The sequence below is a fragment of the Pseudomonas viridiflava genome (genome assembly GCF_003702045.1).
GTDB lineage: Bacteria > Pseudomonadota > Gammaproteobacteria > Pseudomonadales > Pseudomonadaceae > Aquipseudomonas > Aquipseudomonas viridiflava_C.
Window position 1 is genome coordinate 71,685 of the sequence record NZ_RBTP01000002.1, and the last position, 22,579, is coordinate 94,263.

21 protein-coding genes are annotated in these 22,579 nt (G+C 58.0%); 16 read left to right on the plus strand and 5 right to left on the minus strand.

Going from position 1 to position 22,579, the window contains the following annotated elements:
- Nucleotides 1-18: 18 nt before the first annotated feature.
- The 15 genes from ALP40_RS00365 (at nt 19) to nuoN (ending at nt 18,005) form a co-directional block, all read left to right on the plus strand.
- Nucleotides 19-750 (plus strand): secretin N-terminal domain-containing protein, encoded by a 732-nt coding sequence (locus ALP40_RS00365; protein WP_122206352.1) that lies wholly within the window; start codon nt 19-21, stop codon nt 748-750.
- Nucleotides 751-1,275: 525 nt separating this feature from the next.
- Nucleotides 1,276-2,601: an isocitrate lyase gene (gene aceA / locus ALP40_RS00370; protein ID WP_122206353.1), complete on the plus strand. Its 1,326-nt coding sequence runs from the start codon at nt 1,276-1,278 to the stop codon at nt 2,599-2,601.
- A 450-nt stretch (nt 2,602-3,051) separates the two neighbouring features.
- Nucleotides 3,052-3,465 carry an NADH-quinone oxidoreductase subunit A gene (locus tag ALP40_RS00375; protein WP_002554011.1) on the plus strand — a complete coding sequence of 138 codons (414 nt, stop codon included), beginning with the start codon at nt 3,052-3,054 and terminating at the stop codon, nt 3,463-3,465.
- Between the two features lie 10 nt (nt 3,466-3,475).
- On the plus strand, nt 3,476-4,150 hold the full coding sequence (locus ALP40_RS00380) for an NADH-quinone oxidoreductase subunit B family protein (protein ID WP_004884656.1): 675 nt from the start codon (nt 3,476-3,478) through the stop codon (nt 4,148-4,150).
- A gap of 74 nt (nt 4,151-4,224) precedes the next feature.
- Entirely contained in the window at nt 4,225-6,006 is a 1,782-nt protein-coding gene (gene nuoC, locus ALP40_RS00385; RefSeq protein ID WP_122206354.1) for an NADH-quinone oxidoreductase subunit C/D, read from the plus strand.
- A gap of 2 nt (nt 6,007-6,008) precedes the next feature.
- Nucleotides 6,009-6,506 (plus strand): NADH-quinone oxidoreductase subunit NuoE, encoded by a 498-nt coding sequence (nuoE, locus tag ALP40_RS00390; RefSeq protein ID WP_122206355.1) that lies wholly within the window; start codon nt 6,009-6,011, stop codon nt 6,504-6,506.
- A complete protein-coding gene (gene nuoF, locus ALP40_RS00395) occupies nt 6,503-7,861 on the plus strand; it encodes an NADH-quinone oxidoreductase subunit NuoF (protein WP_122206356.1) in 1,359 nt (452 codons plus the stop codon). The genes nuoE and nuoF overlap by 4 nt, the downstream gene beginning before the upstream one ends.
- A 138-nt stretch (nt 7,862-7,999) precedes the next feature.
- Nucleotides 8,000-10,717, plus strand: coding sequence for an NADH-quinone oxidoreductase subunit NuoG (gene nuoG / locus ALP40_RS00400; protein WP_122206357.1), 2,718 nt, complete (start codon nt 8,000-8,002; stop codon nt 10,715-10,717).
- A complete protein-coding gene (nuoH, locus tag ALP40_RS00405) occupies nt 10,714-11,721 on the plus strand; it encodes an NADH-quinone oxidoreductase subunit NuoH (protein WP_004884642.1) in 1,008 nt (335 codons plus the stop codon). The genes nuoG and nuoH overlap by 4 nt, the downstream gene beginning before the upstream one ends.
- Nucleotides 11,722-11,732: 11 nt before the next feature.
- Complete coding sequence (nuoI, locus tag ALP40_RS00410; RefSeq protein WP_004884641.1) at nt 11,733-12,281, plus strand: NADH-quinone oxidoreductase subunit NuoI; 549 nt, start codon at nt 11,733-11,735, stop codon at nt 12,279-12,281.
- Between the two features lie 10 nt (nt 12,282-12,291).
- Nucleotides 12,292-12,801 (plus strand): NADH-quinone oxidoreductase subunit J, encoded by a 510-nt coding sequence (gene nuoJ / locus ALP40_RS00415; RefSeq protein ID WP_122206358.1) that lies wholly within the window; start codon nt 12,292-12,294, stop codon nt 12,799-12,801.
- Nucleotides 12,798-13,106, plus strand: a complete 309-nt coding sequence (gene nuoK, locus ALP40_RS00420; protein ID WP_002554020.1) for an NADH-quinone oxidoreductase subunit NuoK — start codon at nt 12,798-12,800, stop codon at nt 13,104-13,106. The genes nuoJ and nuoK overlap by 4 nt, the downstream gene beginning before the upstream one ends.
- A complete protein-coding gene (gene nuoL / locus ALP40_RS00425; protein WP_122206359.1) occupies nt 13,103-14,956 on the plus strand; it encodes an NADH-quinone oxidoreductase subunit L in 1,854 nt (617 codons plus the stop codon). Before nuoK ends, nuoL begins: the two co-directional genes overlap by 4 nt.
- A gap of 39 nt (nt 14,957-14,995) precedes the next feature.
- Nucleotides 14,996-16,528: an NADH-quinone oxidoreductase subunit M gene (nuoM, locus tag ALP40_RS00430; RefSeq protein ID WP_122206360.1), complete on the plus strand. Its 1,533-nt coding sequence runs from the start codon at nt 14,996-14,998 to the stop codon at nt 16,526-16,528.
- Between the two features lie 7 nt (nt 16,529-16,535).
- Nucleotides 16,536-18,005: an NADH-quinone oxidoreductase subunit NuoN gene (gene nuoN, locus ALP40_RS00435; protein WP_122206361.1), complete on the plus strand. Its 1,470-nt coding sequence runs from the start codon at nt 16,536-16,538 to the stop codon at nt 18,003-18,005.
- 56 nt (nt 18,006-18,061) lie between these two features.
- Here nuoN and ALP40_RS00440 read toward each other — a convergent pair whose 3' ends face one another.
- From ALP40_RS00440 to ALP40_RS00460, 5 genes are all read right to left on the minus strand, one after another.
- On the minus strand, nt 18,062-19,126 hold the full coding sequence (locus tag ALP40_RS00440) for an AI-2E family transporter (RefSeq protein WP_122206362.1): 1,065 nt from the start codon (nt 19,124-19,126) through the stop codon (nt 18,062-18,064).
- A 187-nt stretch (nt 19,127-19,313) separates the two neighbouring features.
- Entirely contained in the window at nt 19,314-20,636 is a 1,323-nt protein-coding gene (locus tag ALP40_RS00445; protein ID WP_122206363.1) for a sensor histidine kinase, read from the minus strand.
- On the minus strand, nt 20,633-21,301 hold the full coding sequence (locus ALP40_RS00450; RefSeq protein WP_122206364.1) for a response regulator transcription factor: 669 nt from the start codon (nt 21,299-21,301) through the stop codon (nt 20,633-20,635). The genes ALP40_RS00445 and ALP40_RS00450 overlap by 4 nt, the downstream gene beginning before the upstream one ends.
- A complete protein-coding gene (locus tag ALP40_RS00455) occupies nt 21,301-21,606 on the minus strand; it encodes a PepSY domain-containing protein (RefSeq protein ID WP_122206365.1) in 306 nt (101 codons plus the stop codon). The genes ALP40_RS00450 and ALP40_RS00455 overlap by 1 nt, the downstream gene beginning before the upstream one ends.
- Nucleotides 21,606-21,914, minus strand: a complete 309-nt coding sequence (locus tag ALP40_RS00460; RefSeq protein ID WP_122206366.1) for a PepSY domain-containing protein — start codon at nt 21,912-21,914, stop codon at nt 21,606-21,608. The genes ALP40_RS00455 and ALP40_RS00460 overlap by 1 nt, the downstream gene beginning before the upstream one ends.
- Nucleotides 21,915-22,130: 216 nt before the next feature.
- Between ALP40_RS00460 and queD the strand changes: the two genes are divergently transcribed.
- Nucleotides 22,131-22,487, plus strand: a complete 357-nt coding sequence (queD, locus tag ALP40_RS00465; RefSeq protein WP_122206367.1) for a 6-carboxytetrahydropterin synthase QueD — start codon at nt 22,131-22,133, stop codon at nt 22,485-22,487.
- The last annotated feature ends 92 nt before the right edge of the window (nt 22,488-22,579 follow it).

A 22,579-nucleotide genomic window follows, 5' to 3' on the forward strand; every position in this document is an offset into this window, starting at 1 on the left:
TTTATGCGGAGATTGGACATGTCAGGACGTACCCTGCTCGCCTCACTGTTGATTGTCTTCAGCGCCTGCACACTGGCAGCCACAGAAATCGTACCGCTCAATTATCGAACCAGCGCGGACCTGCTGCCTGTTGCCAAGTCATTCCTGGGTCAGGATGGCACAGTCACTGCCTACGGAAATCAGCTGGTCATTAACGCAGAATCGCGCAAAATCGAAGAACTTCGCACGCTGATTTCACAGCTCGACACTGCACCCAAGAGGCTTCTCATCAGCGTAGACACCAGCGAAAACGCCTCCCGCAGCGCTAACGGGTCTCGGGTCATCAACTACGGCACCGTCAGCCGCGAAGGTGGCGTGCAGCAGATTCAAGCCAGCGAAGGCACGCCTGCGCTGATCCAGGTCGGTCAAAGCGTGCCGCTGACCACCTCATCGACCGATTCCTACGGTTATGCGCAGAGCAACACCGAATACCGCAACGTGACCCAAGGCTTCTACGTGACCGCCAGCGTCACAGGCGACAACGTGCACCTGAACATCAGCACCAATCGCGACCGGATGAGTCAGGAACGCCCAGACGCCATCAAGGTACAAAGTACCGACAGCCAGGTCAGCGGTCGGCTGGGTGAATGGATCACACTGGCCAGCAGCAGCGACCAATCGATGGCCGACCAGAACGGTGCTGCTCAGCGCTATTCGACCCAGGGTCGAGATGACATGGTACTGCGCGTTATGGTGCAAACCCTCGAATAGCCTGCGCATGCCTGAAACCCAATACCTGCGGGGCTTTTAATGACCAGCCAGTCGCTTCCAAGCAGATATGTAGTGATTTATAAAAAGCACTACAAAACGTTTGACGGGTCAAAAATCGCGAGGCATGATTGCCTCGCTCCCGCTGATCAGAGGCCCTGAAAAGCCTTCGAATCGCCGCTCTGACTCACCCACTAGAGCCGGTTCGTGTCCGCACCGCCCACAAGGCAGTTTGACGAGGTTGCGACTGGAACGAAGTTGTCCCGAGGGACGGAAGCGTAAACGGTAACCCGGCAAGGCTTTTGGTGACGCACAACGGCATCCACGAGCCAGACTGTCCACTTGACTGAGTCATGTCCGGTACCTGCTCTTCCCTTGAGCCATCGTTCATCCATCGTAATCCTTTAAAACCGCGGCCTAATGCAAGGTCTCGTATCAGCGAGCAGCCATTTACCGTGCCTTCGATAAACAGGGCGTTTTGGCGGAGCAGGACTTTCCAACAAGACCTACTTCTAGAGGTTTATCTTCATGGCACTGACACGCGAACAACAAATAGCGGCTCTCGAAAAAGACTGGGCTGAAAATCCGCGCTGGAAACAGGTGACCCGTACTTATTCCGCCGCAGATGTGGTCCGCTTGCGTGGCTCGGTTCAACCGGAACACACCCTCGCAAAAATGGGCGCTGACAAGCTGTGGAATCTGGTCACGCAAGGTGCCAAGCCTTCTTTCCGGCCGGACAAGGACTTCGTCAACTGCATGGGGGCCCTGACGGGCGGTCAGGCGGTTCAACAAGTCAAGGCAGGCATTCAGGCGATCTACCTCTCGGGCTGGCAGGTGGCCGCCGACAACAACTCTGCTGAATCCATGTACCCGGATCAGTCCCTGTACCCTGTCGACTCCGTACCGACCGTGGTCAAACGCATCAACAACTCATTCCGCCGTGCCGACCAGATTCAGTGGAAAGCTGGCAAGAATCCCGGCGATGAAGGCTATATCGATTACTTCGCCCCCATTGTGGCTGACGCAGAAGCCGGTTTCGGTGGTGTGCTGAACGCCTACGAACTGATGAAGAGCATGATCGAGGCCGGTGCTGCCGGTGTGCATTTCGAAGACCAGTTGGCTTCCGTGAAAAAATGCGGCCATATGGGGGGCAAGGTATTGGTGCCGACCCAGGAAGCCATTCAAAAGCTGGTAGCCGCCCGCTTGGCTGCCGACGTCGCAGGCGTGCCTACCATCATTCTGGCCCGCACCGACGCCAACGCGGCAGACCTTCTGACCTCGGATTGCGACCCTTACGACAAACAATTCGTGACCGGTCAGCGCACCCCGGAAGGTTTCTACAAAGTCCGTGCTGGCCTGGATCAGGCGATCTCCCGCGGCCTGGCCTACGCACCCTATGCAGATTTGATCTGGTGCGAGACTGCCAAGCCAGACCTGGATGAAGCACGCCGGTTTGCCGAAGCCATCAAAAAGGAATACCCGGACCAGTTGCTGTCCTACAACTGCTCGCCCTCCTTCAACTGGAAGAAGAACCTGGACGACGCGACCATCGCGAAATTTCAGCGCGAGCTGTCAGCGATGGGCTACAAGCATCAGTTCATTACGCTGGCGGGCATCCACAACATGTGGCACAGCATGTTCAACCTGGCACACGACTACGCCCGTAACGACATGACCGCCTACGTGAAACTGCAAGAGCAGGAGTTCGCTGACGCGGCCAAAGGCTACACCTTCGTGGCCCACCAACAGGAAGTGGGCACAGGCTACTTCGACGACATGACCACCGTGATTCAGGGCGGTGTGTCTTCGGTCACGGCACTGACCGGCTCAACTGAAGAAGAACAGTTTCACTGATCCGACCCACGACGCATGATTAAAAAGCCGCCCATCAGGGCGGTTTTTTATTCCCACTGATGGATGCGAAATATTGATGTCGGACAATGTAAGGCCCGGCGCGCAATGCGATAAACCCGCAAACTTTTAATCCAGTCATGGCGTCACTATGGCAGGTTGAACTAACCCAACCACTCAAATGATATCAATTATCATTCAAATTGCGTTTCATTCAATTTCGAGCGGTTGATACATAATCGCTGAAAAGCGCTGTAACGCCCGGCCGGCAGGCCTTACGGGCCTATCGAGGCCTTATAGCCGATTGATTCGTTGAATAAATTTGATGTAGAAAATTTACTTGCCAACTGTTTGCACATAAAATCATTGCGTTGACCGCACTGCGACATTTGGTCACTGCCTCGACTCTTTATCAAGCACAGAGACCTTTGCTCTCTAACAAGGACTGCCAGCATGCCCGAATCGACAGGATTGATTGCCCACAACTGGGGCTTCGCCATTTTCCTTTTGGGTGTTGTCGGTCTTTGCGCCTTCATGCTCGGTCTCTCCAGCCTGCTCGGAAGCAAGGCCTGGGGCCGTAGCAAGAACGAACCTTTCGAATCCGGCATGCTGCCCACCGGCAGCGCACGCCTGCGCCTCTCCGCTAAATTCTATCTGGTCGCGATGCTTTTCGTGATCTTTGACATTGAAGCCCTTTTTCTCTTTGCCTGGTCTGTGTCCGTCCGCGAAAGCGGCTGGACCGGATTCGTCGAAGCTCTCGTTTTCATAGCAATTCTGTTGGCAGGTCTTGTCTACCTATGGCGGGTTGGAGCCCTTGACTGGGCTCCTGAAGGCCGTCGTAATCGGCAAGCGAAGCTGAAACAATGAGGCTTTGGCGATGCAATATAATCTTACAAGGATCGACCCGGATGCTCCTAACGAGCAGTACCCCATCGGCAAACGGGAAACCGTTTCCGATCCGTTAGAAGATCAAGTCCACAAAAATATTTTCATGGGCAAGCTTGAAGACGTGCTGAACGGTGCGGTCAACTGGGGACGTAAGAACTCCCTGTGGCCCTACAACTTCGGCCTGTCGTGCTGCTACGTGGAAATGACCACCGCCTTCACGGCTCCTCACGATATCGCGCGCTTTGGCGCCGAGGTTATCCGGGCTTCGCCACGTCAGGCGGACTTCATGGTAATCGCCGGTACGCCGTTCCTGAAGATGGCCCCCATCATCCAGCGTCTTTATGAACAGATGCTTGAGCCGAAGTGGGTTATCTCGATGGGCGCCTGTGCCAACTCCGGTGGCATGTACGACATCTACTCTGTGGTTCAGGGCGTGGACAAATTCCTCCCCGTGGATGTTTACGTGCCCGGCTGCCCGCCCCGCCCCGAGGCATTCCTGCAAGGCCTGATGCTGTTGCAGGAATCCATCGGCCAGGAGCGTCGCCCACTTTCCTGGGTCGTCGGTGATCAAGGCGTCTATCGCGCCGACATGCCGTCGCAAAAGGAACAGCGCCGCGAACAGCGTATTCAGGTCACCAACCTGCGCAGCCCCGACGAAGTCTGATCCAGCCCGTTCTTCTTATAAAAAAGACAAGAACCGGGGTTGATTCTGTACGTTGACCGAAGTGATTGAGACCTATGACTGCAGACAACGCTCTGTACATCCCGCCTTACAAGGCAGACGACCAAGACGTCGTCGTTGAACTGAACAACCGTTTTGGCGCCGAGGCCTTCACGGCCCAGCCGACCCGCACTGGCATGCCTGTGCTATGGGTCGAGCGCGCCCGGCTGGTTGAGATCCTGACGTTTCTGCGTCAGGTGTCCAAGCCCTACTCCATGCTTTATGACCTGCATGGTATGGACGAACGGCTGCGCACTCACCGTCGCGGCTTGCCGGGTGCCGATTTCACCGTGTTCTACCACTTGATGTCGATCGAACGTAACAGCGACGTCATGATCAAGGTAGCGCTGTCGGAAGGTGACCTGAGCGTCCCGACCGTTACCGGTATCTGGCCTAACGCCAACTGGTACGAGCGTGAAGTGTGGGACATGTTCGGCATCGATTTCCCGGGTCACCCGCACCTGACGCGAATCATGATGCCGCCGACCTGGGAAGGTCATCCACTGCGCAAGGATTTCCCTGCCCGTGCGACTGAGTTCGACCCGTATAGCCTGACGCTGGCCAAGCAACAGTTGGAAGAAGAAGCGGCACGCTTCAATCCGGAAGCCTGGGGCATGAAGCGCTCCGGCAAGAATGAGGACTACATGTTCCTCAACCTGGGCCCGAACCACCCTTCGGCCCACGGTGCTTTCCGTATCATCCTGCAACTGGATGGTGAAGAAATCGTCGACTGCGTTCCAGACATCGGCTACCACCACCGTGGCGCCGAAAAGATGGGCGAGCGCCAGTCCTGGCACAGCTACATCCCGTACACCGACCGCATTGACTACCTGGGCGGGGTAATGAACAACCTGCCCTACGTGCTTTCGGTCGAGAAGCTGGCAGGCATTACCGTGCCGGATCGCGTCAACGTGATTCGTATCATGATGGCCGAGTTCTTCCGCATCACCAGCCACCTGCTGTTCCTGGGCACCTACATTCAAGACGTCGGCGCCATGACACCGGTGTTCTTCACCTTCACCGACCGCCAGAAAGCGTACACGGTGATCGAAGCCATCACCGGTTTCCGTCTGCACCCGGCCTGGTATCGCATCGGTGGTGTTGCACACGACCTGCCACGCGGCTGGGAGAAACTGGTCAAGGACTTCGTGGACTGGCTGCCCAAGCGCCTCGACGAATACACCAAGGCTGCATTGCAGAACAGCATCCTCAAAGGCCGTACTGTCGGCGTCGCCGCTTATAACACCAAGGAAGCACTGGACTGGGGCGTTACCGGCCCGAACCTGCGCTCCACGGGTCTGGACTTCGACCTGCGCAAGGCACGCCCGTATTCGGGCTACGAGAACTTCGAGTTCGAAGTGCCGCTGGCCGTACACGGCGATGCCTATGACCGCTGCATGGTGCGCGTGGAAGAAATGCGCCAAAGCATCAAGATCATCGACCAGTGCATGCGCAACATGCCGGCTGGCCCATACAAGGCGGACCACCCGCTGACCACGCCGCCGCCCAAAGAGCGCACCTTGCAGCACATCGAAACCCTGATCACCCACTTCCTGCAGGTTTCGTGGGGCCCGGTCATGCCGGCCAACGAATCCTTCCAGATGATTGAAGCGACCAAGGGTATCAACAGTTATTACCTGACGAGCGACGGCGGCACCATGAGCTACCGTACCCGGATCCGCACCCCAAGCTTCCCACACCTGCAGCAGATCCCTTCGGTGATCAAAGGCAGCATGGTCGCGGACTTGATCGCGTACCTGGGTAGTATCGATTTCGTTATGGCCGACGTGGACCGCTAAGCATGAACAGCCCGCTTATCCAGACAGACCGTTTCGCGCTGAGCGAAACAGAGCGCTCGGCCATCGAGCATGAAATGCATCACTACGAGGACCCGCGCGCGGCGTCCATCGAAGCCTTGAAGATCGTTCAGAAGGAACGTGGCTGGGTGCCGGACGGCGCCATCTACGCCATTGGCGACCTGCTGGGCATTCCTGCCAGTGACGTCGAAGGCGTTGCCACGTTCTACAGCCAGATTTTCCGTCAGCCGGTCGGACGTCACATCATCCGCGTCTGCAACAGCATGGTGTGCTTCATCGGCGGCCACGAATCGGTGGTCGACGAGATCAAGAGTTCACTGGGCATCGGTCTGGGTCAAACCACCGACGACGGCCGCTTCACCCTGCTGCCCGTCTGCTGCCTGGGCAACTGCGACAAGGCCCCGGCCGTGATGGTCGATGACGATACTTTCGGCGACGTACAGCCTGCTGGCGTTGCCAAGATGCTGGAGGGTTACCTATGACCATCACGTCCTTCGGCCCTGCGAACCGCATTGCGCGCACCGCAGAAACCCATCCGCTGACCTGGCGTCTGCGTGATGACGGCGAGCCTGTGTGGCTCGACGAATACCAGACCAAAGACGGCTATGCGGCAGCGCGCAAGGCGCTGCTTCAGCAGTCAGCCGACGAAATCGTCCAGTCCGTCAAGGATTCCGGCCTCAAGGGGCGCGGCGGTGCAGGCTTCCCCACTGGCGTGAAGTGGGGCCTGATGCCCAAAGACGAATCCATGAACATTCGTTACCTGCTGTGCAACGCGGACGAGATGGAGCCCAACACCTGGAAGGACCGCATGCTGATGGAGCAACTGCCCCATCTGCTGGTCGAGGGGATGCTGATCAGCGCCAAGGCATTGAAAGCCTACCGCGGTTACATCTTCCTGCGTGGCGAATACGTCACGGCAGCCAGGCACCTGAACCGTGCCGTGGCCGAAGCCAAGGCAGCCGGTCTGCTGGGCAAAAACATCCTGGGCACCGGCTTCGATTTCGAGCTGTTCGTGCACACCGGCGCGGGTCGCTACATTTGCGGTGAAGAAACCGCACTGATCAACTCGCTGGAAGGCCGCCGCGCCAACCCGCGCTCCAAGCCGCCCTTCCCTGCGGCGGTGGGTGTCTGGGGCAAACCGACCTGTGTAAACAACGTCGAGACTCTGTGCAACGTGCCTGCCATCGTCAACAACGGCAACGACTGGTACAAGTCGCTGGCGCGCGAAGGCAGTGAAGATCACGGCACCAAGCTGATGGGCTTCTCCGGCAAGGTCAAGAACCCGGGCTTGTGGGAACTCCCATTCGGCGTGCAGGCGCGTGAGCTGTTCGAGGATTACGCGGGCGGAATGCGCGACGGCTTCAAGCTCAAGTGCTGGCAGCCAGGCGGAGCCGGTACCGGTTTCCTGTTGCCGGAGCACCTCGACGCCCAGATGTACGCCGGTGGCATCGCCAAGGTGGGTACGCGTATGGGTACGGGCCTGGCGATGGCGGTCGACGATTCGGTCAACATGGTTTCGCTGCTGCGCAACATGGAAGAGTTCTTTGCCCAGGAATCCTGCGGTTTCTGCACGCCATGCCGCGACGGCCTGCCGTGGAGCGTGAAGATGCTGCGCGCCATCGAAAACGGTCAGGGTCAGCCAGGTGATATCGAAACCTTGCTGGGCCTGGTCAACTTCCTCGGCCCTGGCAAGACGTTCTGCGCACACGCACCAGGAGCCGTCGAGCCGCTGGGCAGTGCGATCAAGTACTTCCGCTCCGAGTTCGAAGCCGGTATCGCACCTGCCAGACCCGACACGCTGACACCCGGCAAAAGTCCGACCATGGTCGGCGCATAACAAGACACACCGGACGGCGGACTTTCAAGACCGCCGTCCTCGTACCTGCTGACGCCCTTGCGGGCTGAACGCTGCAGGTACTACCGAGATTCCATTAGCCACGCCTGCTGACAACGGGCCAACGAAGACCTTTGAACCATGGCTACTATCCACGTAGACGGCAAAGCCCTCGAAGTCGATGGCGCAGACAACCTGTTACAGGCTTGCCTGTCGCTGGGCCTCGATATTCCTTATTTCTGCTGGCACCCTGCCTTGGGCAGCGTTGGCGCTTGTCGCCAATGTGCGGTCAAGCAGTACACCGACGAGAACGACACCCGTGGTCGTATCGTGATGTCCTGCATGACCCCTGCCACCGACAACACCTGGATTTCCATCGAAGATGATGAATCCAAAGCGTTCCGCGCCAGTGTTGTCGAATGGCTGATGACCAACCACCCGCACGACTGCCCGGTCTGCGAAGAAGGCGGTCATTGCCACCTGCAAGACATGACGGTGATGACCGGCCACAACGAGCGCCGGTATCGCTTTACCAAACGCACCCACCAGAATCAGGAACTGGGGCCGTTCATCGCGCATGAGATGAACCGCTGCATCGCCTGCTACCGTTGCGTCCGCTTCTATAAGGATTACGCAGGCGGTACGGATCTGGGCGTTTACGGCGCCCACGACAACGTGTACTTCGGTCGTGTTGAAGACGGCACGCTGGAAAGCGAGTTCTCCGGCAACCTCACCGAGGTCTGCCCGACCGGCGTGTTTACCGACAAAACCCACTCCGAGCGTTACAACCGCAAGTGGGACATGCAGTTCTCGCCTAGCATCTGCCACGGCTGCTCCAGCGGCTGCAACATCAGCCCGGGCGAGCGTTATGGCGAACTGCGCCGCATCGAGAACCGCTACAACGGTTCCGTAAACCAGTACTTCCTCTGCGACCGTGGCCGCTTCGGCTATGGCTACGTCAACCGCAAGGATCGCCCTCGTCAGCCACTGCTCGCCAATGGCCAGGTCAAATTGACTCTGGACGAAGCGCTGGACAAGGCGGCCGACCTGCTACGTGGTCGCAACATCGTGGGCATCGGTTCGCCACGCGCCAGCCTGGAAAGCAACTATGCCCTGCGCGAGCTGGTGGGTGCCGAGCACTACTACAGTGGCATCGAAGCCGGCGAGCTTGAGCGTATTCGCCTGATCCTCAAGGTTCTGAACGACAGCCCGCTGCCGGTTCCTACGCTGCGCGACATCGAAGACCACGACGCCATTTTCGTGCTCGGCGAAGATTTGACCCAGACCGCTGCCCGTATGGCACTGGGTCTGCGTCAGGCCGTCAAAGGCAAGGCTGAGGACATGGCTGCGGCAATGAAAGTACAGCCCTGGCTGGACGCTGCGGTGAAGAACATTGGCCAGCACGAGCTGAACCCACTGTTCATCGCCAGCCTGGCTGAAACCCGTCTCGACGACGTGGCCGAAGAGTGCGTACACGCCGCGCCAGACGATCTGGCCCGCATTGGTTTCGCCGTTGCTCACGCGCTGGACGCCAGCGCGCCTGCGGTCGAAGGCCTGGACAGCGAAGCGCTGGAACTGGCACAACGCATCGCCGACGCCCTGCTCGCTGCAAAGCGCCCGCTGATCATCTCTGGCAGCTCGCTGGGTTCGACCGCGCTGATCGAAGCCGCCGCCAACATCGCCAAGGCTCTCAAGCTGCGTGACAAGCAAGGCTCGATCAGCCTGATCGTCCCGGAAGCCAACAGCATGGGCCTGGCCATGCTCGGCGGTGAGTCCGTCGACGCTGCGCTGCAAGCCGTAATTTCCGGCAAGGCCGATGCAATCGTGGTACTGGAAAACGACCTGTATCGCCGTGTCGATGCTTCGATCGTTGACGCCGCGCTGAACGCCGCCAAAGTGGTGATCGTTGCCGACCATCAGAAGACGCCAACCAGTGATCGCGCGCACCTTATCCTGCCGGCTGCCAGCTTTGCCGAAGGCGACGGTACGCTGGTCAGCCAGGAAGGCCGCGCTCAGCGCTTCTTCCAGGTGTTCGATCCGACCTACCTGGACGCCAGCATCATGATCCATGAAGGCTGGCGCTGGCTGCATGCCCTGCGTGCGACCTTGCTTAACAAGCCGGTGGACTGGACGCAACTGGACCACGTCACCGAAGCCTGCGCCAGCAGCTCTGCGCAACTGGCCGGTATCGTCAACGCTGCGCCATCGGCTTCGTTCCGTATCAAAGGCCTGAAACTGGCTCGCGAACCGCTGCGTTACAGCGGCCGGACGTCCATGCGCGCCAACATCAGTGTGCATGAGCCGCGCACTTCGCAAGACAAAGACACCGCCTTTGCCTTCTCGATGGAAGGCTATTCGGGTTCCGCCGAACCTCGTCAGCAAGTGCCGTTTGCCTGGTCTCCGGGCTGGAACTCGCCACAGGCCTGGAACAAGTTCCAGGACGAAGTGGGTGGTCACCTGCGCGCTGGCGATCCGGGCACCCGCCTGATTGAAAGCAAAGGCGACGGTTTGTCCTGGTTCGCCAGCGTTCCTCGTGCTTTCGCGCCAGAGCGCGGCACCTGGCAAGTCGTGCCGTTCTTCCACCTGTTCGGCAGCGACGAAACCTCGTCTCTGGCCGCACCGGTTCAGGAGCGCATCCCGCAAGCCTACGTGGCCCTGGCCAAGTCGGAAGCGGATCGTTTGGGTGTCAACGAAGGCGCTCTAATCTCGCTCAATGTGGCTGGCCAGACGCTAAAGCTGCCACTGCGCATCAACGAAGAACTCGGTGCCGGTCTTGTCGCCCTGCCAGCCGGTCTGCCCGGAATTCCTGCGGCAGTGTTCGGCAAATCCGTTGACGGTCTGCAGGAGGCAGCGCAATGACCTGGTTCACCCCTGAAGTGATCGACGCGATCATTGCGGTCGTCAAGGCCATCGTGGTGCTGCTGGCCGTGGTGGTCTGCGGTGCCTTGCTGAGTTTCGTGGAACGTCGTCTGCTGGGCTGGTGGCAGGACCGTTATGGCCCTAACCGCGTTGGCCCGTTCGGCATGTTCCAGATCGCTGCCGACATGCTGAAAATGTTCTTCAAGGAAGACTGGACGCCGCCGTTCGCCGACAAGGTGATCTTCACCCTGGCACCCGTCGTGGCGATGAGCGCATTGTTGATTGCGTTTGCCGTCATCCCGATCACCCCGACCTGGGGCGTGGCGGACCTGAACATCGGTCTGTTGTTCTTCTTCGCGATGGCCGGCCTTTCGGTCTATGCAGTGCTGTTCGCCGGTTGGTCGAGTAACAACAAGTTCGCCCTGCTGGGCAGCTTGCGCGCCTCGGCGCAGACCGTGTCCTACGAAGTGTTCATGGGCTTGGCGCTGATGGGCATCGTGGTACAGGTCGGCTCGTTCAACATGCGCGACATCGTCGAATATCAGGCGCAGAACCTGTGGTTCATCATTCCGCAGTTCTTCGGTTTCTGTACGTTCTTCATCGCAGGCGTGGCCGTGACTCACCGTCACCCGTTCGACCAGCCGGAAGCAGAGCAGGAACTGGCCGACGGTTACCACATTGAATATGCAGGCATGAAATGGGGCATGTTCTTCGTCGGCGAGTACATCGGGATCATCCTGATCTCGGCGCTGTTGGTGACCCTGTTCTTCGGCGGCTGGCATGGCCCGTTCGATATCCTGCCATCGCTGGCCTTCTTCTGGTTCGCCTTGAAAACCGCGTTCTTCATCATGCTGTTCATTCTGTTGCGCGCTTCCATTCCGCGCCCACGTTATGACCAGGTCATGGATTTCAGTTGGAAATTTTGTCTGCCGCTGACCCTGATCAATTTGCTGGTGACTGCTGCGATTGTGTTGTTGAACACACCGGCAGGCTCGGTTCAGTGAGGATTTGACCCATGTTCAAATATATTGGTGACATCGTTAAGGGTACTGGTACCCAATTGCGCAGCCTGGTGATGGTATTCGGCCACGGCTTCCGTAAACGCGACACCCTGCAATATCCCGAGGAGCAGGTTTACCTGCCGCCCCGCTACCGTGGCCGTATCGTGCTGACGCGCGACCCTGATGGCGAAGAGCGCTGTGTAGCCTGCAACCTCTGCGCAGTAGCCTGCCCGGTGGGTTGCATTTCGTTGCAGAAAGCGGAGAAAGAGGACGGCCGCTGGTATCCAGACTTCTTCCGTATCAACTTCTCACGCTGCATTTTCTGCGGCCTTTGTGAAGAAGCCTGCCCGACCACCGCAATCCAGCTTACGCCGGACTTCGAGATGGCCGACTTCAAACGTCAGGATCTGGTGTACGAGAAGGAAGATCTGCTGATCTCCGGCCCCGGCAAGAACCCCGACTATAACTTCTACCGCGTTGCGGGCATGGCCGTCGCCGGCAAGCCAAAGGGCTCCGCGCAGAATGAAGCCGAGCCGATCAACGTCAAGAGCTTGCTGCCTTAAGGAAGTAAAGATGGAATTCGCTTTCTATTTCGCATCCGGTATCGCTGTCGTGTCCACCCTGCGGGTGATCACGAACACGAATCCGGTGCATGCCCTGCTCTACCTGATCATTTCACTGATCGCCGTCGCCATGACGTTCTTCAGCCTCGGCGCACCGTTCGCCGGTGTGCTGGAAGTCATCGCCTATGCTGGCGCGATCATGGTTTTGTTCGTGTTCGTGGTCATGATGCTGAACCTGGGTCCGGCCTCGGTTCAGCAGGAACGCACCTGGCTCAAGCCCGGTATCTGGGTCGGCCCTGTCATCCTGGGTGTCCTGCTGCTGGCTGAGCTGCTTTACGTGCTGTTCGCCAACCAGACTGGCGCTGCCATCGGTCACACCACGGTCGACGCCAAGGCGGTCGGCATCAGCCTGTTCGGGCCTTACCTGCTCGTCGTGGAACTGGCCTCGATGCTGCTGCTTGCTGCAGCGGTAACGGCTTTCCACTTGGGCCGCAACGAGGCGAAGGAGCCAAGCCAATGAATGCTATCCCTCTCGAACACGGTCTGGCGGTCGCCGGAGTCCTGTTCTGCCTCGGTCTGGTCGGCCTGATGGTGCGACGCAACATCCTTTTCGTGTTGATGAGCCTTGAGATCATGATGAACGCCTCTGCTCTGGCGTTCGTCGTTGCCGGCAGCCGCTGGGCTCAACCGGATGGACAGGTCATGTTCATTTTGGTGATCAGCCTTGCAGCCGCCGAGGCCAGCATTGGCCTGGCGATCCTGATGCAACTGTATCGCCGCTTCCACACGCTCGATATCGACGCTGCCAGTGAGATGCGCGGATGAATCTTCTCTTTCTGACTTTCGTATTTCCCCTCATCGGCTTCCTGTTGCTGTCATTTTCACGTGGCCGCATCTCGGAAAACCTTGCGGCATTGATTGGCGTCGGGTCCATTGGGCTCTCGGCCATTGTCACGGCCTGGGTCATCTGGCAGTTCAACGTCGCACCGCCGGAAGGTGGTCACTACACCCAAGTGCTGTGGCGCTGGATGGACGTAGATGGCTTCCAGCCCAACTTCGCGCTGTATCTGGACGGGTTGTCCGTCACGATGTTGGGCGTCGTGGTCGGTGTAGGTTTCCTGATCCACTTGTTCGCGTCCTGGTACATGCGTGGTGAAGCGGGCTACTCGCGCTTCTTCTCCTACACCAACCTGTTCATTGCCAGCATGCTGTTCCTGATCCTGGGCGACAATCTGCTGTTCATCTACTTTGGTTGGGAAGGCGTAGGCCTGTGCAGCTACCTCTTGATCGGTTTCTATTACAGCAACCGCAATAACGGTAACGCCGCACTTAAAGCCTTCATCGTGACCCGCATTGGCGATGTGTTCATGGCCATTGGCTTGTTCATCCTGTTCCAGCAGTTGGGCACGTTGAACGTTCAGGAACTGCTGGTCAGGGCGCCCGAGCACTTCAAGGTCGGCGACTTCTGGATTGTCTTGGCCACGCTGATGCTGCTCGGTGGTGCTGTCGGTAAATCCGCACAGCTGCCGTTGCAGACTTGGCTGGCGGACGCGATGGCGGGCCCTACCCCGGTTTCGGCACTGATCCACGCGGCAACGATGGTAACGGCCGGCGTCTATCTGATCGCCCGTACCCACGGCCTGTTTGCGCTTGCACCTGACATCCTGCATCTGGTTGGTGTCGTGGGTGGCGTCACCCTGGTACTGGCAGGCTTCGCAGCACTGGTGCAGACAGACATCAAACGTATCCTCGCCTACTCCACCATGAGCCAGATCGGTTACATGTTCCTGGCGCTGGGTGTCGGTGCATGGGAAGGCGCAATCTTCCACCTGATGACGCACGCGTTCTTCAAGGCGCTGCTGTTCCTTGCGTCGGGCGCCGTGATCGTGGCCTGCCATCACGAGCAGAACATCTTCAAGATGGGCGGCCTGTGGAAGAAACTGCCGCTGGCCTACGCCAGTTTCATCGTCGGTGGTGCCGCCTTGTCCGCCCTGCCGCTGCTGACCGCCGGTTTCTACTCCAAGGACGAGATCCTTTGGGAAGCGTTCGCCAGCGGTAACAACGGTCTGTTGTATGCCGGTCTGGTCGGTGCGTTCATGACCTCGCTGTACACCTTCCGCTTGATCTTCATTGCGTTCCACGGTGAAGCCAAGACCGAAGCCCATGCGGGTCACGGCATCGCTCATTGGTTGCCACTGTCGGTGCTGATCGTCCTGTCGACCTTTATCGGCGCACTGATCACGCCTCCGCTGGCCGGTGTGCTGCCGCAAAGCGTTGGCCATGCCGGGGGCGAAGCCAAGCACAGCCTGGAAATCGCTTCGGGTGCAATCGCACTGGCTGGCATTCTGCTAGCGGCGTTGCTGTTCCTTGGCAAGCGTCGCCTGGTGACCGCCATTGCCAACAGCGGTCCCGGCCGCTTCCTGTCAGCCTGGTGGTTCGCCGCCTGGGGCTTCGACTGGATCTACGACAAGCTTTTCGTCAAACCTTATCTGGCGATCAGTCATCTGCTGCGTAGCGATCCGTTCGACCGCACCATCGGCTTGATCCCACGTCTGGTCAAAGGCGGTCATGACACCATGAGCCGCACCGAGACCGGCCAGTTGCGTTGGTATGCTGCCTCGATTGCCGTGGGTGCCGTTCTGGTACTTGGTGCCGTCGTTCTGGTTGCGGTCTGACATGAACCTTGCGAATTTGCGAAAGGAATTGAGCCCGTCATGATTCTGCCTTGGCTAATCCTGATCCCCTTTATCGGCGGCCTGCTGTGCTGGCTGGGTGAGCGCTTCGGCCCTACCCTGCCGCGCTGGATCGCGCTGCTGACCATGACCCTCGAACTGGCGCTGGGCCTCTGGCTTTGGGCCACCGGCAACTTCGGTTACGCGCCAGTACCTGGTGCCGATCCGACCTGGACCCTGGAATTCCACCACCCGTGGATCACCCGCTTCGGCATCGACGTGCATCTGGCCCTTGATGGCCTGTCGTTGCTGATGATTTTGCTGACCGGTCTGCTCGGCGTGCTGTCGGTGCTGTGCTCGTGGAAGGAAATCCAGCGCAAGGTGGGCTTTTTCCACCTTAACCTGATGTGGATCCTGGGCGGTGTCGTTGGCGTGTTCCTCGCCATCGACCTGTTCATGTTCTTCTTCTTCTGGGAAATGATGCTGGTGCCGATGTACTTCCTCATCGCGCTCTGGGGTCACAGCTCAGCAGACGGCAAGAAGACACGTATCTATGCCGCAACCAAGTTCTTCATCTTCACTCAGGCCAGCGGTCTGATCATGTTGGTGGCGATCCTGGGCCTGGTGCTGGTGCACTTCAATCAGACAGGTGTCATCACCTTTGCCTACGCTGACCTGCTGAAAACCAAGCTGGCGCCAGGCACTGAGTACATCCTGATGCTGGGGTTCTTCATCGCCTTCGCGGTGAAGCTGCCGGTGGTGCCGTTTCACTCCTGGCTGCCGGACGCTCACGCTCAGGCACCGACAGCAGGTTCCGTCGACCTGGCCGGTATCCTGCTGAAAACAGCGGCCTACGGTCTGCTGCGTTTTGCGCTGCCCCTGTTCCCGAATGCCTCGGCAGAGTTCGCACCGATTGCGATGACCTTGGGCCTGGTGGGGATTTTCTACGGTGCTTTCCTGGCCTTCGCGCAGACCGACATCAAGCGTCTGATCGCGTTTTCCAGCGTTTCGCACATGGGCTTCGTGCTGATCGGTATCTACTCCGGCAGCCAGCAGGCGCTGCAAGGCGTCGTGGTCCAAATGATGGCGCACGGTCTGTCAGCCGCTGCGCTGTTTATCCTCAGCGGTCAGTTGTACGAGCGTCTGCATACCCGTGACATGCGCGAAATGGGCGGCCTCTGGTCGCGAATTGCCTACTTGCCGGCAATCAGCCTGTTTTTCGCTGCCGCATCTCTGGGTCTGCCGGGCACTGGAAACTTCGTCGGTGAGTTCCTGATCCTGCTGGGCAGCTTTGTCAGCTCGCCGTGGATCACGGCGATTGCCACATCCGGTCTGGTATTCGGTTCTGTCTACTCGCTAATCATGATTCACCGCGCCTACTTCGGCCCGTCCAAATCGGACGAGGTCCTCAGAGGCATGGATGGACGGGAAATGATCATGGTGCTGGGCCTTGCCGTGTTGCTGATCGTGCTCGGGGTGTTCCCGCAGCCGATCCTCGACACCTCGGCAGCGACCATGCACGGCGTGCAGCAATGGCTAGGCACTGCCTTCACTCAACTCGCTTCGGCCCGGTAAGAGCGCTATGGACCTGACGATTCAACACTTTATTGCGCTTGCGCCGCTGCTGATTACCAGCATCACCATCGTTGTGGTGATGCTGGCAATCGCGTGGCGCCGCAATCACTCGCAAACCTTTCTGCTTTCGGTAGCGGGTCTGAACCTGGCCCTGCTTTCGATTTACCCGGCTTTGAAAGCCGCCCCGCTGGCGGTTACACCGCTGCTGCAGATCGATAACTTCGCGTGCCTGTACATGGCAATCATCCTCGCCTCTACCTTGGCGTGCGTGACGATGGCGCATGCCTATCTGGGCGATGCAAAGGTCGGTTATCCCGGTAACCGTGAAGAACTCTATTTGCTGATCCTGCTGGCCGCTGCGGGTGGTCTGGTTCTGGTCAGCGCTCAGCATCTGGCAGGCCTGTTCATTGGCCTGGAGTTGCTGTCGGTGCCGGTCTACGGTCTGGTGGCTTACGCGTTCTTCAACAAGCGCTCGCTGGAAGGCGGCATCAAATACATGGTGCTGTCGGCCGCAGGTTCGGCCTTTCTGCTGTTCGGTATGGCATTGCTGTACGCAGAAGCGGGCTCGCTGAGCTTCGAAGGCATCGGTAAGGCCATCGCTGCAACCGGCATGCCTAGCCCGATCGCGAGCCTGGGGCTGGCGATGATGCTGGTCGGTCTGGCGTTCAAACTGTCGCTGGTGCCCTTCCACCTCTGGACACCGGACGTCTACGAAGGCGCTCCGGCTCCGGTCGCAGCGTTCCTGGCTACTGCCAGCAAGGTGGCGGTGTTTGCCGTGCTGGTGCGTCTGTTCCAGATCTCGCCGGCCGCCAGCAGTGGCGTACTGCATGATGTATTGGCAGTGATTGCCGTCGCATCGATCCTGGTCGGCAACCTGCTGGCATTGACTCAGACCAACCTCAAGCGCCTGCTGGGCTATTCCTCCATCGCGCACTTCGGTTACCTGATGATCGCACTGGTTGCCAGCAAAGGGATGGCGGTCGAAGCTATCGGCGTCTATCTGGCGACCTACGTGCTGACGTCGCTGGGCAGCTTCGGTGTGATCACCATGATGTCCTCGCCCTACAGCGGCCGTGATGCCGATGCGATGTTCGAATACCGTGGTCTGTTCTGGCGTCGTCCTTACCTGACAGCGGTCATGACCCTGATGCTCCTCTCGCTGGCAGGCATTCCGCTTACAGCAGGTTTCATCGGCAAGTTCTACATGATCGCGACTGGCGTGGAATCGCAGCTGTGGTGGCTGGTCGGCGCACTGGTGCTGGGCAGCGCCATTGGCCTGTTCTACTACCTGCGCGTCATGGTCACCATGTACCTGGTCGATGCCAAGCTGCCGCGTCACGACGCTGCCTTCAATTGGGCACAGCGTACCGGTGGCGTCATGCTGCTGGCTGTGGCAATTCTGACCTTTGTGCTGGGTGTCTACCCTCAACCACTGTTGGATTTGGTGGTCAATGCAGGCCTGCACATGCCGGGCTGATTGGCCGAAAATAAAAAACCCTGCTTTTAAGCAGGGTTTTTTTTGACCTGTGAAACCTAACCGGGCAGCCGAACCGGTTTCTTGGCACTGCTGAACAGGCCCCATGTAGAGATGAACAATGCAGCGATCAAAGGACCGATCACAAAGCCGTTCAAGCCAAATACCGACATGCCCCCAAGGGTGGAAATCAGGATCAGGTAATCCGGCATCTTGGTGTCCTTACCGACCAGGATAGGACGCAGCACATTGTCCACCAGCCCAATGACGAATACGCCAAACAACCCAAGCACCACGCCCTGCCAGATCATGCCGCTCAGCAGGAAGTACAGTGCCACGGGTGCCCACACGATCCCCGCCCCTACAGCCGGCAGCAGCGACAGGAAAGCCATGATGACGGCCCAGAGCAAGGCGCTCGGGATGTCCAGCGCCCAAAAGATAAACCCGCCCAGCGCGCCCTGTGTCACTGCGACAACGACGTTACCTTTGACAGTGGCACGAACCACTCGAGTGAACTTCAACTGCAAGCGACGCTTTTGCTGCTCGGCAAGCGGGACGGCATTGCGTATCTTGCGGACCAGTTCGTGACCATCGCGCAGGAAGAAATACAGCAAGTAGAGCATGATGAAAAAGCTGACGACAAAATCGAACGTGCCTTGGCCGAAGCTGAAGGCCTGAGTTGCCAGGTACTGGCTGCCTTGCATGGCGCCTTTGGCGATCTTGTCGCGCAGTCCTTCGAGGTCGCCCATGCCAAGACGGTCCAGCAACGCCTGAAGAGAATGCGGCAGCAGCGTCTTAAACTCTGCCAGATAGCCCGCGATGTCCAGTTGTCCGGTTTCGACGTTCTTGTACAGCGTGGTGCCTTCCTGCACCAACAGAGCGCTGATGATGATCACTGGCAAAATGGCGATTACCAGACAGATGATCAGCGTGCACAGGGAGGTCAGGTTGCGCGACCAGCCAAGCTTCAGTAACAGCCTGCGCTGGAGGGGGGCAAAGATGATGCCGAGAATCACTGCCCAGAAGACTGCGCCGTAAAACGGCAGCAGAATCCAGATGAAGGCAACGGTCACCCCCACCAGTAATAGAAGCAGTGTCTTGTATTGCTGTACGGTTTCGTTCATGTCCAGTCCATGTCAGTCAACCGCGCATTGCGTGCGGTCTAGCTCTTAGTCAGCGGACTGACTCACGAGTGCCATGAGAAATGATGGCAGACCCGTCGTACCCGCAGCTTGGCGACCAATAGGCCCACTTGTGAAGCCCGAGCAGCCAAAGTGCGCGGGGCTTTACTCTGTACCGAGTCAACGGGTATTACGGAGCGACACGCTCAGGAAGGTCAATCTGCACCCGAAGGCCTTGCAACGGACTGTCGAGCAACTGCAATTGACCGCCCCAGGCCTCGACGATGTCACGAACGATACCCAGACCGAGGCCATGGCCGGTGATCTGCTCATCCAGACGTGCCCCTCGGCTGAATACTTCTGCTCGTTGAGACTCGGGAATCCCGGGGCCATCATCGTCAATCAGCAAACGAAAGCCCTGATCCTGACGCAGAATATTCAGTTGCACCTCGCTGTCCGCCCATTTGCAGGCGTTATCCAGCAGATTCCCCAGCAGTTCGAGAATGTCTTCACGATCCCAAGGCAAGTGTAGACCGCTGCCCACGTTATTGATGAGGTCGAGGTGGCCGCCGTGGATCATGCCCAGCGTATAGAAAAGGTTTGGCAGCTCGACATCGCAGTCAAAGCGCGCACCCGGTAGCGCATCGCCCGACAGACGCGCACGATTGAGTTCTCGCTCCAGCCGCAAGCGAATGTTCTCAAGCTGCTCCTGCAACGTTTTGCGTAGTGCCGGGTTGTTGTCGAGCTGCTCGCTGAGTGCCAGGCTGAGGAGTACTGCAAGGGGCGTTTTGAGGGCATGGCCCAGATTGCCCAGGGCGTTGCGCGAACGCTTGAGGCTATCTTCGGTATGAGCGAGCAAATGATTGATCTGGGCAACCAGCGGCTCAAGCTCAAGCGGGACGTAATCGTCCAGCTGAGAGCGCTGACCTTGCTGAAGTTGCGAGATCTGTTCGCGAACCTTTTCCAGCGGCTTTAGTGCTCTGTATACCGTAACGCGTTGAAGCACGAGAACCAGAATTAGCGCGGCAAGACCCAACCCCAGACCGATCTGCTGCATGCGCTGGAAACTGGCTTTGACTGGCGTGTAATCCTGCGCCACGGTAATGGAGATCTTTTTGCCGAACTTGCGATACTCCGCCGTCAACATCAACAGCGACTGGCCCGTCTGCCCAAGCTCAAAATTGGCATGCAGGCCAACGGGGCCAGACTCTGGCAACTCGAAATCCCATAGGGAGCGAGAGCGCCAATGCCCTTGCGGCAAATCCATACGGAAGTAGTGCCCGGACAGTGGGCGCTGATACGCTCCGGACAGCCGATGGTCATCAAGCTGCAGGCCCGCTGGTCCACGCACCAGGGCGACAAGCAGGTTTTCGCTCTCGTTACGCAGGCCTGACTCCAGATACCGCTGCAGACCCAGCTCAAACAGCCATAGGCTGGTCTGGGCCATGACCAGGCCCACCACTACCATAACGGCGATCAAACCCAGGCTTAACCGCCGCTGGATGGACTTCAATCCCCTGCCCCGCCGTAAAGATAGCCCTGACCACGGCGCGTCTCGATGACCGCACGCCCCAGCTTGCGACGCAGGTGATTGACATGGACCTCGATGACATTGGAATCGCGCTCGTTCTCGCCATCATATAAATGCTCTGAAAGATGGCTTTTGGAGAGTATCTGTTCAGGGTGAAGCATGAAGTAACGCAGCAAACGGAATTCGGCGGACGTCAATTGAATGTCTGCTCCATTGAGGCTGACACATTGACGGCCCTCATCCAGCGTAAGCCCCGCCGCTTCTAGCGTCGGTTGGTTCGCAAGTCCTTTTGAGCGCCTTAGCAATGCCTGAATACGCAGTTGCAACTCTTCGGGGTGAAAGGGCTTGGTCAAGTAGTCGTCCGCGCCTGCTTTCAGCCCCTCGATGCGCTCAGACCACGAACCGCGAGCGGTGAGTATCAATACCGGCGTGGCTAACCCGTTACTACGCCATTGTTGGAGCACCTCAAGCCCAGGCAAACCGGGCAAACCGAGGTCAAGCACAATAAGGTCATACGGTTCGCTAGCACCTTGGTAGACGGCATCACGCCCATCGGCCAACCAGTCAACGGCATAACCTTGTCGTCCTAGGGCAGCCATCAACTCATCCGCCAGAGGCACATGATCCTCAACCAGTAACAGCCGCATCAATCTTCCTCGTCTTTCAGGAGCCTGCTATCACGAGCGTCAAATTTCAGCTCGCGTACCACACCCTGTGGGGTCAGCAATTCGAATTCATAGACGTATGTATCATGTTTTTCTTCCAGCTCTGCCTCAAGTAATTTGGAGCCAGGATGGAGACCGAGCGCGTGATCGATAAACTGCTCGAGAGGCAGGATCACGCCGCGCTGTCTTAAGCTAAGCGCTTCATCCTGATTGAGATCTCTGGCGTACGCAAACGAACAAACCAGGCTCATTCCAAGGATTGCGCAGAGAGTCTTGTCGACATTCATTAATTATCCTGATGATTTCTGAAGACCTGACCAGTGATAGCGTCCATTTCGAGATCCCATTCAATGTTTTGAGCATCAAGCAGTTCGACTTTGTAAATGTACCTGCCGTACTGATTTTTGAGATCAGTGTCGATAATCGTCGCGCCTGGGTGCCGAGACAATGCTTGAGCATCAAGGTGTTCAAAGGTTTGAAGAGTGCCCGAACTGCTCAAACGAAGGACTTCATCTGAATCGATGTCGCGAGCATGGAGGGTGCAGGCGATAATTGAAAGCATGGCGGCGAGCAGGAGACTGGTTGGGGTTTTCATTATTGGGAGGCTCCATGACTACCTATGCTTTTATGGCGACCATCATAACGCTGACAACTTAATTCAAACTGAACACGTCTGGCTAGATGCCATCACTTGTGCGTAGCCCAAGTACTCTGCACGCTGGCAGAACATGGCGTTTCAGGTCATTGCTGTTAAACTCGCATGCCGCATCTGTCGCGTCAGCGATTGCCATTTTCCTAGAGCTCATACATTTTGGAAATTTTTAAAGAGTTTACATTTGAGTCAGCCCACCTTCTTCCGCATGTACCCGAAGGTCACAAATGTGGGCGTCTGCACGGGCATTCGTTTCGTGTCGGTATTCACCTGGCAGGCAAGGTTGACCCGCACACCGGATGGATTCGGGATTTCTCCGAGATCAAAGCGATCTTCAAGCCTTTGTACGAACGCTTGGATCACAACTATCTCAATGACATTCCAGGCTTGGAGAATCCCACCAGTGAAAACCTGGCGAGATGGATCTGGAATGAATTGAAGCCTTTGCTGCCCGAACTCTCGGCCATACGTATCCACGAAACCTGTACCAGTGGTTGTGAATACCGCGGAGAGTGATCTGAAAACCACCTTGAACAGGTGGTTTTTTTTGCCCGGATTTTGAGTACCGCGCTATTTTCAAACGCCACAAAGACAAAACCCCTCACCGC